Here is a 12,171-nt window from a genome sequence, read left to right on the forward strand (position 1 = left end):
GTTCATTCTTCTCTCCGAAATCGAATCATCATTCCAGAAATGACATCAATAATAAAATGACATAAGATGGGTGCCCACAATGTACCAGACAAAATGTAAATAGTTCCTAATCCATAACTACTTAGGAAGACCCAACCCGTAGGAATCCAATGCTTCAAATAACGTATGTGAATGACGGCAAAAATAATACTCGTCCAATAAGGCCCGATTGCATACTGAATCGCTCCTCGAAATAGTAATTCTTCACAAATGGCTACGATTGCTGCAATACAAATAATATGCCATACAGGGCGTTTTCCAAACAACATGTGATTTATACCACCATCATCCATCGAATCTTCTGGCATAATCTTCGATAGGAAGAAGTCAATAATGAGCATACATCCTGCTAAACCCATACCCCATGCCACAAAATTGTCATTATTTTGCAACGAAAAAAGGTCAAATATATTTCTCTTCTGAAATAATAGCCAAATAATACCGATAACCAAAGTGAGAGCTTGAGTTATGTAAAGATTTAATAATAACAACCGATCATTTAATTGATTTACGGTAACTTGTTTAATTTTTATTTTTGGAAACTTTAATTTAATTTTTTTCATCTTGTCCTGCCTGTTCTATATATTTTCTTATTAATACACTAAAGGAGACTTTATTTATGCAAAAGCGTTCATCACGGTTTGAAATGGTTTTCAGCTTAACTTTTATCCTTGTCTTCATTTTAATATCAGCAGCCTTCTTATCAGGAGTGAGGGTAGGAGCCAATAAAGTTGAGACGAAATATGAGAACTTAGCTATCGTCCCTTCATCAAGTGAATTTGCCGATTCTTATCAACAACAAGATTTAGTTACATTTTATCATACCGTATTTTTGCCTTATCGAGAATTTAAATCTGAATGGGTCTCTTTGACTGACGAAATAAGTCGTACTGATGATTCAAATCAAGTGAATAAAGTTCTAAAACAACTTCGCACGCTAGCTGATGAGCAATACAGTGCAATCACTAAGACAACGATGTATTCATCATCACCACTTTTACAAGAAGCACAAACTGATTTTCTGAAGAGTGTCCGTCTGTTCGGTAACTCTGCTGACAATTATAAGATGTCTTCAAGCCTATATAATGGTGAGAAATTAATGAATAATTTGAAACAAGATCAGTTATATAAGAATGGCGTGAGTTACGGTCTACTAGCTCAAAAGAAATATTATATCTCCATGATTAAATGGAATATTAATGTAGATCCATCACTTAAAAAAGAGTATGATTTCACAAAAGATTTTTCATTTGACGAGTGGGAAGGATTCCCTTTAATCGTTAAGAATGCAGCAGTATCTACATCATTACTAACCAAATCAATCTATGATGCATACGATCCACAAGACATGACTGCTCGTATAGATGATATGATTCAGTCCGGTAATGCCGATACTATGAATTTAACTTCTATCGGGGCTATTATTAAACTATTAGATCGAACTGATGCAGTGAAAGAAAATGACTTCACAAAATGGAATAATAAATACTATAGCCAAGAACTTCTTCCACAGCTACCTTTCTTCTACGATAATTAAGCCTGAATATGAACAGTATAAAGAATCATAGCGAATAATAATGTTAATTTCAAGTTCATTCATTGTACTATTGACAACAATATCGTAGCCATGATACATTATGAAAAATTAAGTTAACGAAATCGATGATGGAAAAAAGACATGTATAACGTCAACAGAGAGTCGGTGGTTGGTGCAAACCGATGACAAGTCCTTGTCTTAGCATTCCTGAGAAATTGCATTGAATACAAGTAGGTGCAATCGGATAAACTCCGTTATCAGTTATGGTCACTAGGTGATCATTTGAGGCTGCTTCTATAATGGCAGTGAATTAGGGTGGTACCACGAACAACTCTCGTCCCTTACTACGCAAGTAGTATGCGAATCGGGAGTTTTTTTGTTACTCTTTCATTAACATTATCATAAAGCAGTCTTATTGCTACACTCATCGCCTTTGATGCGGTAACGCGTTGCTTTATTATCAATGGTATTGCGGTCATGTGTCTACCTAGATACAGTCCTAATTATATACGCTTTAGAATATTAAGGAGGAAAGAAACCATGTTTAAAATACTCGTATCGGATCCAATCAGTGATTTAGGTATTCAACAACTAGTTGATGCAAATGATGTTACCGTTGTTAAGAAAACAGGACTAAATGAAGATGAGTTAGTAGCAATTATAGGTGAATTTGATGCTCTTATGGTTCGTAGTCAAACGACTGTGACTGAACGGATTCTTACAGCTGGAACTAATTTAAAGGCTGTAGGACGTGCAGGAGTCGGTGTAGATAATATCGACCTAGATGCTGCTACAAAACGAGGAATCGTTGTTATCAACGCACCAGATGGTAATACGATTACAACTTGTGAGCATACCTTAGCTATGATGATGGCGCTGGCTCGTCATATACCTCAGGCTTATGCCAAAACAATTTCTGGAACATGGGATCGTAAGACCTTCATTGGCGTAGAACTTCGTGGAAAAACATTGGGTATATTAGGTATGGGGCGTATTGGAAGTGAAGTAGCTAAGCGTGCGAAAGCTTTCGGAATGGATATCCTTGCATTTGATCCGTTCTTAACTGAAGACCGCGCAGAGAAATTAGAAGTAAAACTAGCTACAGTCAATGATATCGTCCTCAATGCAGATTTCATGACCGTTCATACTCCATTAACACCGGAGACACGTAATATGATCTCACGCCCCCAATTCGAAGTTATGAAAAAAGGCATGAGAATCATCAACTGTGCACGTGGTGGACTCATTGATGAAATGGCATTAATAGAAGCTATTGATCAAGGAATTGTTGCAGGTGCAGCATTTGACGTATTCGAACATGAGCCACCACAAAGTGATCATCCTTTCTTGAATCATCCGAAGGTTATTGTTACACCTCACTTAGGTGCATCAACCATTGAAGCTCAAGAGAATGTTGCCATTGACGTATCTGAAGAGATCTTACACATTTTACGTAACGAACCATTTAAGAACGCTGTAAACATCCCGCCAGTTGCTCCTAGTGTGATGAATAAGCTTCAACCCTACTTCTCTCTAGGTGAGAAATTAGGAAGCTTTGTTGCACAGATTACAACAGGAGCTGTAAGTGAAATTCATATCGACTATGCAGGAGACCTCTCTGATGTTGATACATTACCACTTACGCGTTATATAGTGAAAGGTGTTCTTTCACACCATTTAGGTAGTGATGTGAATATCGTTAACTGCTCACATCTAGCTAAATCTCGTGACGTGAATATCGTTGTATCCAAAGCACCTAAAACAAAAGGTTTCACTAATCTCATTTCAGTAAGTCTAAAAACACAAAATAATCAAGACCGTCTAGTTGCGGGAACACTGCTTCAAGGTTACGGAGAGCGTATTGTATTACTTGATAAATACACGGTTGATATTGCACCAGATGGTAATCAAATCTTAATCTCTCACAATGATAAACCAGGGATTATCGGTCTTGTAGGTACTCTTCTTGGAGAGAATGATGTCAACATTGCCTCCATGCAAGTAGGTCGTACGCTTGTTGGCGGCTCTGCCCTTATGATCCTAACTGTAGACAAGGCTCCATCCAAAGATGTATTGGTTAAACTCGCATCTCTTCAAGAGATTAACTCTGCTCTTGAAATCATCCTTAACTAGATTCAATATATTGTAAGGAGACCGTTGATCTTCAGATCGGCGGTCTCCTTTATTTATATGAAACAAGGGAATCTCTCCAATTGTTCCACGATGAACAAGATTAATCTTTTTTCTTCTACAAAAAAAGCACCTCCCATGGGAGGTGCTTGTTCATTATATTTCATTATTTCCGATATTCGACAGGAATCCTAATTATAAAATCTGTTCCTTGTCCCAACTCACTTGTCACTTTGACACTTCCATGATGTGATTCAATAATATTCATAACGATAGCAAGACCTAGTCCAGTACTCGCAGATTCTCCACGAACACGTGCCTTATCCGCTTTATAGAATCGTTCGAAGATAAAAGGTATGTCTTCCTTTGGAATTCCAACACCTTCATCCCTAACATGTATTTGTAGAAATGGATGATGATCACTTTGCACTCGTTCAGCGATAATATATACACTTTTACCTGTTGGCGTATAACGAAATGCATTATCTAGTAAATTCGTCATAACTTGTTCTAACTTATCCTCATCTCCAGATTGTATAAATAAATCTTCTGAAAGTTTCTCGTAATAGAGATTCAAATTACACTCCCTAGCACGAACTGAAAATTTACGATAAATTCGTTCAAGTAACTCATTTACATCTAGTTTAGTCATCGCTAAATCTGGATGTCCGGCTTCCATGCGGGCTAGAATTAACAGATCTTTAACAAGTCTCCCCATTCGTAATGACTCATCATGAATGACTTGGATCAATTCTTGGCTTTCTTCAGGAGATGCTGCCATCCCGTCCAATAAAGCTTCGCTATAACCTTGCATCATCGACAATGGAGTTCTAAGCTCATGGGATACATTAGCTACAAAGTCAGTTCGCATTTTCTCCAGCTTAACCTCTTCGGTCACATCACGTAAAACTGCCACGGCTCCACGAATATCATTGTTTGAATATAAGGGGGTCATGATCACAGACCATACATCCTGCTTCACATATACCAAGGTACTACAATCCCCACTCTCCGTTAGCGTCATACTAAATAATTCCTCTAACGGTTTCGGAACTTCTAGCGTTCTTAATTGATTTGATCCCTCAGGTTCGTAATCCCATTCCATCGTTTTCCACATTTCGGATATTCGTTGACCTGGTGGATTAGTAAGAATGATTTTGCCTGAATTATCAAATGTTATGACCCCATCGCTCATACTTCTAAGGACACTAGATAAGTGTTCCTTTTCTTGATTCAGATTCCGAATGTTATCTTCCAACTCGGCAGCCATGTGATTAAACGTATTGGCTAACTCTCCAATTTCATCACTAGCTTCTACATATACCCTTGTCCCATACTCTCCTTTACGAATATTATTCGCAGCATGAATCAACTTTTGCATGGGCTGAGTAATTCTAGAAAATAAAAACAATCCGAAAAAGGTCGTCATTGAGAAGCCAACAATCGCTGTGTATGTAAACAAACGTTTGATGTCACCTGAATTCGAGAAATTGGTATCTATATAGGGTAATAAGAACACACCTAACGTAATGAGCACACAAGCGACTAAACAAATAATAGTAATCCAAAGTTTGCCGACGAGGGATCTCCAGAAATTCAACTTATTTCGAGACCTCTAACTTATAACCTACGCCCCATACCGTGGTAATCATAGTCGCTGATTCAGGAGATACTTTATTCAACTTTTCTCTTAAACGTTTGACATGAGTATCCACCGTCCGTAAATCTCCGAAGAATTCATAATTCCAGACATCTTTTAACAACTCTTCTCTAGAGAACACTTTATCAGGAGAAACTGCTAAATAATGCAGTAATTCATATTCTTTAGGCGTAAGACTTACTTCTTCACCACTAGCTGTTACACGATGAGCATCATGTTCTATCACTAAATGTGGAAATACGATATCGTTGCTCGACATCCCGTCTTTAGATAAATAGGCAGTTGTGGAAGATCGACGTAGAATTGCCTTCACACGATAAATTACCTCACGCGGACTAAATGGTTTAACCACGTAATCATCTGCGCCCACTTCGAATCCTTGCACTCGATTAATTTCTTCTCCTTTAGCAGTCAACATTAAGATAGGAGTTGATTTTAATTGTCTTAATCTAGTACAGACTTCAACGCCGTCCATACCCGGAAGCATAAGATCTAGTATGATTAATCCATAATCCGTCGCCGTTGCCTTTTGAAGGGCTATTTCACCATCTTCAGCTTCATCAATTTCATAGCCTTCTTTTTCCAAATACATTTTAATTAATCGTCGAATCCGTTCTTCATCATCTACAATTAATATCCGATTTAATTCATCTGGCATTATCAACAACCCCTTAATTATCTTACATTGGACTTTCCTTAATGAACGTCCTTCATACGGATATATAAATTAATACAATTATACAATATTCACTACTAATTGCTAATTATAACGAAAATCCGCAACAACATTCAACATCAAATGTGAAACGGATTACAAAAAATTATAAATAATGCATACTTGTTCAGTCTGTACCTGCATAAGAATGCAATCCAGCAATAATAAGATTAACGCCAACTAACGTAAACATAACAACAATAAAACCTAGAACAGCAAGCCAAGCAGATTTACGACCTTGCCATCCACGTGATAATCTTAAGTGTAAATATGCACTATAGAACAACCATGTGATAAGTGCCCACACTTCTTTCGGATCCCAACCCCAGAACCGTCCCCAGGCAATTTGAGCCCACATCATCGCAAAGATGAGTGCCCCTAGAGTAAAGATTGGGAATCCAATAGCGATTGAACGATATGTAATCTCGTCAAGGTCATCTGCATCTAAACTTTTGAGTAAAGGATGCACCGCACGCCCAATCGGTTTACGAAGAATAAGTCGAATTAATCCGTAAAGTATGATTCCTGCAAGTAATGACCAGACAACAGTATTCAACTTTCTACCTGCGTTAATTCCATGCATCCAAGACGGTGCTTCGAATAAAGGTGCATCCATCCCAAGGAAAGATTGGAAACTGACTATTTCACTCTGATAGGGTGACACAATAGGTGGTAATTTATATTCAACCTTTTGCATCGTAGTTGATACTTCCCCGTTATTGGCCACTTCTTTTTGTGAGAATACGGATTCATATCCACCTGCGCGAAAAGCAAATATAGCAATAATAAAACCAACAAGAATAATAATTGTGAAAAATGTAAATTCTACACCACGTTGCTGACGTCGCTCTCTCTTATCTTGGCTATTGAAGTCAACAGTTCGGAGCAAATACATAAATCCAGCGGCAAACCCTATAGCGAAGAAGGACTCACCTAAAGCTGCCATCGTCACATGAACCTGTAGCCACCATGATTGAAGAGACGGAATTAGAGGTTGAGCTTCCTGCGGAAATACAGCAGCATATGCCATAATAATAATAACTAATGGAACAGCGAATAGTCCCAGTAAAGTCTTACGGTAAATGAGAAAAATAATCGTGAACGCTATCATGATCATCATGGAGAGGCTAGTCATGAATTCGAACATATTGCTAATCGGAATATGTCCTGATCCTATCCAACGTGTAATGAAATAGGTCAAGTGTGCAATTAGTCCAATGGAAGCAAGCAAGAATGCTGCCTTCCCCCATTTCTTCGTATGTACTATAGGGTCACGATTTCTCCAAACACGACCCATGATAGCAACTCCATACATAATGAAGGCCACACAGTATATCAAGAAAGAGATAGTAAAAAACACACTACTGACATCTAATAGAAGACTCATGGTTGATTTCCTCCGTTATCTAGGGATTTTTCATCTACTTCCATATTCATTTTCCGTAACATGTCAGTGATCTCTCTGCGTATACCAAACCAATTCTTATTCGTATGGGCAGCTAATGTTAAAGTACCATCATCGATACGTATCCAGATGCGCCGATGTTGCCAGTAAAATCCCATAATAAGCCCAAGCATAACGATCGCAGCACCAATCCATACAAATGGCATAGCTTTGTCTATACGAATGTTCAAGTAAGATGTCGACATCGAAAAATCCACATTACTCATACCTTGCACATCTAATTCCAAAAAGTTGTAATCGCCAGCTAGTTGCTCGTTGATTATATTTTGTTGAAACCGTTGCTTATCTACTTGTTTAGGAAAATAGAAATAATTGATTCCTTCTTCTGGTAAATTCGCTCCAGTGATCACGAATAGAAATGCTGGCGCATTCGCTGTAGGTGAGATGGAAACTGGTTCACCAAGATCATTTAATCCAAAATCCATATATTTCTCTGCTAGTTTAAGGGAGTATTCCCCCACTTGATAATTTCGTTCAGGATCACGAATATCCAACTTGAATTGACCTATAATCTTACCACTTTGCGTATCAACTAAAGAAGGTGTAACCGATCTCAATATCGGCGTAGTATCAAAATCAAATTGAAACGCCATCAAGCCCTTATAGTTTAACGGATCATTCACTTGAATGGGATGACGATCTACTTCAATAAGCTTAGGTTCCTTCAAGGGATCATTACAATTTTCTGTACATTCATATAAGACCGCTTGTGTTTCAAATAATTTAGGTAGAATTTTGTTTTTCCCTTTAAATTCTTCTGGAAGGTCTTCCTCTGTGTAGTATTCAACAGTGAATTTCTCGTTCTCTAAATACATACTTGTATTAGGAATCGGTATAATCTCACCTTCTGGGAAAGCTAAATGCTGATCCATATTAAATCCAGGCAGGCCTCGTGCAAGTACTGCCAATAAGAAAATGATTAACCCAATGTGGATAATATAAGGTCCCCAACGGCTAAAGCGTTGTTTCTCGGCGAGTAATGCACTACCATCCGTATGTACTCGGTATCCCTTTTTCTTAAGTGGAGATTTAACATCATTAATCCAATCTTCTCCAACACTATCAATTCGAGTCTGATAGACTACTTTTTGACGTGTTAGAAATTGCATATGCTTTCGAACCTTCCGTTTCGAAAGTGCCTTGTACAATGGCAGTACACGATCTAGACTACAAATGACGAGTGAAGCTCCAATCATCACAAGTAGTAATATAAACCACCACGATTCGTACGTATGTGACAAGCCGAGTTTATAATAAATCGTACCTGCCTTACCATATGTTTCGGGATAGTACGTTGCTGGATCAATATTTAAAAACGTACTTTCTTGTGGAAAGATAGTTCCAAGCATTGAACCAAGCAACGTTAGGATAATCATGTATACCGCAATTTTTACAGAACTGAAAAAATTCCAAATACGATCAATGAAATTAGGACTACTTCGTTGAGAACGACGTGCCATCCCATCATATCTCATCTCAAGTAATTCCTTAGATTCTTGATCCTTCTCACTTAAAGGTTTACCACATGCTTCACAGAGCACAGTCCCCGTAGGATTCTGATGTCCACATTCACACTTCGTATTCTGAAAAGCCAATAAGTCATGAATCATGGTATACTCACCAACTGTTCAATTTCGTTATCAAGAGTACCCAGATCTAGTCCACCTAAATGGATATTCCTTATTTTCCCATCGGCTGATACGAATAGCGTTGTCGGTAACGGTGAGATACCATAACTTCTCACGGCATCTCTATTAGGATCCAATAGAATAGGGAAATCCAAATTCGCCTGCTTCACAAAATTCTCAACAGACATCACATCTTCCCCTACATTGATCCCAATCACAACGACATCTTTATCTTCCCACTTCTCCGATTGTACTTGAAGTGCGGGCATCTCTTTAACACATGGTTCACACCATGTGCCCCAGAAATTTATTACCATGGATTTCCCTTTATATTCATCAAGGTTATGAACACTTCCATCCAACCCTAGAAGATTAAAGGAGGGTGTCTTACTACCAACCTCAGGCTTCCCTCCTGAACCATACACGTTAGAGATAATAGCATAACCACCGAGAATAAATACCAGCAGTAATACAATAATCTGGACTTTTTTTCTGGATTTGCCCATTCCCAAAGCCCCCTTCTATGACATTAGTCATAATCAATCCACCCCTTGTGAACATCCTATGAATAATTATAACGAAGTTTGTCAGAAATGTGGCAATTGTTTTTGAATTTTGTGTGTCAACCAACATTACTTTTTCGGTGATTTGGGGGATTTAGCCAATTTTAATAAATCTTCAATTTCATCCTTTGTTAAATGACGGAATAATCCTCTTTTGAGATTATGCAACAGAAGATCACCAAAGGCGATTCTTTTCAGCTTAATAACGGGATGTGAAATTGCCTCGAACATTCTACGAACTTGACGATTGCGGCCTTCATAGATCGTTATGGAGATCGTTGCCTCATTTTTCGCGGTATCGATATCCTTGTACTCCACTTCTGCAGGCGCTGTCATGCCATCTTCAAGCTTTATTCCTGCTCTAAGTTTGTCCAAGTCATCTCCGTGAGGCACCCCTTTCACTATTGCCATATAGGTTTTCGGCACATGGTGTTTGGGATGTGTTAACAAATTAGCGAACTCTCCATCATTCGTAAGAATGATCAATCCCTCTGTGTCATAATCAAGCCTGCCCACAGGGTATACTCTTTCTTTAACATCTCTTAAATAATCTGATACAATCTTACGGCCTTCAGGGTCGGAAGCACTAGTTATGACACCTTTAGGTTTGTTCATTACAATGTAGACCTTCTTCTCATTGCGAATCGGCTTTCCATTTACCGTAATGATATCTTGGTCGGGGTCCGCCTTCGTTCCTAGCGTAGTTACGGTCTCTCCGTTAACTTCCACTTTACCTGCAACGATCAAATCTTCACATTTACGTCGCGATGCTACCCCTGCTTGTGCTAAAATTTTCTGTAATCTTTCCATATTCGATAATTCACCTCATGCTAATGATACCCATCAACAGGATAAATCACAAGTTCATTCCAAGGAAAATGTGAACCAGGACAAATCTGGCTATGCGGTTGGAGAAATAACGGGGATATATTGTACAAATTCGAGAGTTCCATAATGAGTTTACTTGCGGTAAAAAGTTGATGTTTGGCATTAGCAGACATACGTTCATATTCAAGATTGAAATAACCTTCTAGACAAATATGAATATACTCGTTGTCAGAAAGTACTGGTGCAGCAATGACCGAAGCGTCCTTACTAATCCAGAAATCATATCCCTTTCCATCCATTGAAGAACAAAACGAATGATGAATCATAAATCCTTCATATAGCATGTACTCACCTCATTCTAGGCAACATGAACTGTTATAGAATATGAAGATTGAGGTGTTTTGGCTTGGGCAAAGTTTTTTATCCAAAGAAAAAAAGGCAGACGGCAATAGCAGCAATAAAACCAACAGCATCTGAGAATAATCCAACCTTAAGAGCATACCGTCCATTTCGAATACCAACTGCCCCCATATATACAGTTAGGACATATAAAGTTGTATCCGTACTTCCTTGAATCGTTGAAGCCATTCTTCCAATCATAGAATCGGGACCATGTTCTCGAATTAAATCTGTTGCGAATGCAAGTGAGCCTGTTCCGGTTAAAGGTCGAAGAATACCTAAGGGGATAATTTCACTTGGAACACCTAGGAGTTGTAAAAATGAGCCTGTCCAACCAACGAAGAAATCTAAAGCTCCCGATGCACGAAAAACACTGATTGCTACCATCATACCTACTAGATGAGGGATGATTTGGACTGCTGTATCGAACCCCTCTTTGGCACCGTCTATAAATGATTCATATACAGGCACCTTACGTGTAAAGGCGAATAAGGGGATAAATGCTATGATTAAAGGGATAGCCCAAGAAGAAATGAGATTAATAAAAGCAAGCACAACCCATCATCCTTTCATACTCGGCTTAGAAGGAATACCTTTCATAGGTGGTGTACGATCACGATGTAGATTCCATCTTCTGCACCATCGGTCCGCCAATATTGCAGCAACAGTAGCAATGAACGTAGCTACCAAAGTGGTCCCTACAATATCCGTTGGACTCGCTGAGTTATAATTCATACGAATTGCAATAAGTGTAGTGGGTATGAGAGTAATGCTGGCAGTGTTGAGAGCAAGTAATGTGCACATAGCAGGGCTTGCGACATCTTTATCAGGATTAAGCGTTTGTAGTTCTTGCATAGCCTTTATTCCCATTGGAGTAGCTGCATTACCTAGGCCAAGTAGATTGGCACTCATATTAGACAGAATATATCCTAATGCAGGATGGTCACGAGGTACATCGGGAAACAAGAAAGTAACAAGTGGACTTAAGATTTTGGCAATCTTCTTCAAAAGTCCCGAGTCTTCAGCAATCCTCATCATCCCCATCCAGAACACCAACACACTAATAAGTCCGAAACAAACGCTCACACCTGTCTTCGCACCTTCAAAGGCTGCTGTTGTCACAATTTCAACATTCCCCGACACAGCTGCGAATACAAATCCAATAAGAATAAGTGCAAGCCAGATTGTATTTATCATCCCACTTACC

At 38.7% G+C, this 12,171-nt stretch carries 12 protein-coding genes and 1 other annotated feature; of the genes, 2 read left to right on the forward strand and 10 right to left on the reverse strand.

The genetic code is table 11. From position 1 onward, the window contains the following. Positions 1-2: 2 nt before the first annotated feature. Complete coding sequence (locus LPB68_RS03705; RefSeq protein WP_068657766.1) at positions 3-602, reverse strand: CPBP family intramembrane glutamic endopeptidase; 600 nt, start codon at positions 600-602, stop codon at positions 3-5. A 56-nt stretch (positions 603-658) separates the two neighbouring features. On the opposite strand from LPB68_RS03705, the gene LPB68_RS03710 reads away from it, so the two are divergent. Both LPB68_RS03710 and serA read left to right on the forward strand, forming a co-directional pair. Next, positions 659-1,576 carry a hypothetical protein gene (locus LPB68_RS03710; protein WP_068657764.1) on the forward strand — a complete coding sequence of 306 codons (918 nt, stop codon included), beginning with the start codon at positions 659-661 and terminating at the stop codon, positions 1,574-1,576. A 116-nt stretch (positions 1,577-1,692) separates the two neighbouring features. Next, positions 1,693-1,921: a binding site (T-box leader), on the forward strand. Positions 1,922-2,116: 195 nt separating this feature from the next. After that, positions 2,117-3,709 carry a phosphoglycerate dehydrogenase gene (gene serA / locus LPB68_RS03715; protein WP_068657762.1) on the forward strand — a complete coding sequence of 531 codons (1,593 nt, stop codon included), beginning with the start codon at positions 2,117-2,119 and terminating at the stop codon, positions 3,707-3,709. Between the two features lie 163 nt (positions 3,710-3,872). On the opposite strand, the gene LPB68_RS03720 is transcribed toward serA, so the two are convergent. The 9 genes from LPB68_RS03720 to LPB68_RS03760 all read right to left on the reverse strand — a co-directional run bounded on the left by LPB68_RS03720 (position 3,873) and on the right by LPB68_RS03760 (position 12,161). Further along, positions 3,873-5,306 (reverse strand): ATP-binding protein, encoded by a 1,434-nt coding sequence (locus tag LPB68_RS03720; protein WP_068657761.1) that lies wholly within the window; start codon positions 5,304-5,306, stop codon positions 3,873-3,875. Position 5,307: 1 nt separating this feature from the next. After that, entirely contained in the window at positions 5,308-6,024 is a 717-nt protein-coding gene (locus tag LPB68_RS03725) for a response regulator transcription factor (protein ID WP_068657760.1), read from the reverse strand. A gap of 184 nt (positions 6,025-6,208) precedes the next feature. Next, positions 6,209-7,468, reverse strand: a complete 1,260-nt coding sequence (ccsA, locus tag LPB68_RS03730; RefSeq protein WP_068657759.1) for a cytochrome c biogenesis protein CcsA — start codon at positions 7,466-7,468, stop codon at positions 6,209-6,211. Then, complete coding sequence (resB, locus tag LPB68_RS03735) at positions 7,465-9,156, reverse strand: cytochrome c biogenesis protein ResB (protein WP_068657758.1); 1,692 nt, start codon at positions 9,154-9,156, stop codon at positions 7,465-7,467. Before resB ends, ccsA begins: the two co-directional genes overlap by 4 nt. Then, on the reverse strand, positions 9,153-9,680 hold the full coding sequence (locus LPB68_RS03740) for a redoxin domain-containing protein (RefSeq protein WP_068657757.1): 528 nt from the start codon (positions 9,678-9,680) through the stop codon (positions 9,153-9,155). Before LPB68_RS03740 ends, resB begins: the two co-directional genes overlap by 4 nt. A 126-nt stretch (positions 9,681-9,806) precedes the next feature. Next, positions 9,807-10,547, reverse strand: coding sequence for a pseudouridine synthase (locus LPB68_RS03745; RefSeq protein ID WP_068657751.1), 741 nt, complete (start codon positions 10,545-10,547; stop codon positions 9,807-9,809). Between the two features lie 20 nt (positions 10,548-10,567). Continuing rightward, positions 10,568-10,909: a hypothetical protein gene (locus LPB68_RS03750; RefSeq protein ID WP_068657750.1), complete on the reverse strand. Its 342-nt coding sequence runs from the start codon at positions 10,907-10,909 to the stop codon at positions 10,568-10,570. Between the two features lie 76 nt (positions 10,910-10,985). Beyond that, the gene (locus LPB68_RS03755) at positions 10,986-11,519 is read right to left on the reverse strand and encodes a spore maturation protein (RefSeq protein ID WP_068657749.1); all 534 of its coding nucleotides are present in this window, start codon (positions 11,517-11,519) and stop codon (positions 10,986-10,988) included. Positions 11,520-11,525: 6 nt separating this feature from the next. After that, complete coding sequence (locus LPB68_RS03760; protein WP_068657747.1) at positions 11,526-12,161, reverse strand: nucleoside recognition domain-containing protein; 636 nt, start codon at positions 12,159-12,161, stop codon at positions 11,526-11,528. Between the last annotated feature and the right edge of the window lie 10 nt (positions 12,162-12,171).

The organism is Paenibacillus crassostreae (assembly GCF_001857945.1).
GTDB classification, from domain to species: Bacteria; Bacillota; Bacilli; order Paenibacillales; family Paenibacillaceae; genus Paenibacillus_AQ; species Paenibacillus_AQ crassostreae.

Bases quoted from the DNA above. Each gene is read 5' to 3' on its own strand.
- LPB68_RS03750 (WP_068657750.1), bottom strand. From the start codon at position 10,909: ATGCTATATGAAGGATTTATGATTCATCATTCGTTTTGTTCTTCAATG.
- LPB68_RS03760 (WP_068657747.1), bottom strand. From the start codon at position 12,161: ATGATAAATACAATCTGGCTTGCACTTATTCTTATTGGATTTGTATTC.
- LPB68_RS03745 (WP_068657751.1), bottom strand. From the start codon at position 10,547: ATGGAAAGATTACAGAAAATTTTAGCACAAGCAGGGGTAGCATCGCGA.
- LPB68_RS03705 (WP_068657766.1), bottom strand. From the start codon at position 602: ATGAAAAAAATTAAATTAAAGTTTCCAAAAATAAAAATTAAACAAGTT.
- LPB68_RS03710 (WP_068657764.1), top strand. From the start codon at position 659: ATGCAAAAGCGTTCATCACGGTTTGAAATGGTTTTCAGCTTAACTTTT.
- ccsA (WP_068657759.1), bottom strand. From the start codon at position 7,468: ATGAGTCTTCTATTAGATGTCAGTAGTGTGTTTTTTACTATCTCTTTC.
- resB (WP_068657758.1), bottom strand. From the start codon at position 9,156: ATGATTCATGACTTATTGGCTTTTCAGAATACGAAGTGTGAATGTGGA.
- serA (WP_068657762.1), top strand. From the start codon at position 2,117: ATGTTTAAAATACTCGTATCGGATCCAATCAGTGATTTAGGTATTCAA.
- LPB68_RS03740 (WP_068657757.1), bottom strand. From the start codon at position 9,680: ATGGGCAAATCCAGAAAAAAAGTCCAGATTATTGTATTACTGCTGGTA.
- LPB68_RS03725 (WP_068657760.1), bottom strand. From the start codon at position 6,024: ATGCCAGATGAATTAAATCGGATATTAATTGTAGATGATGAAGAACGG.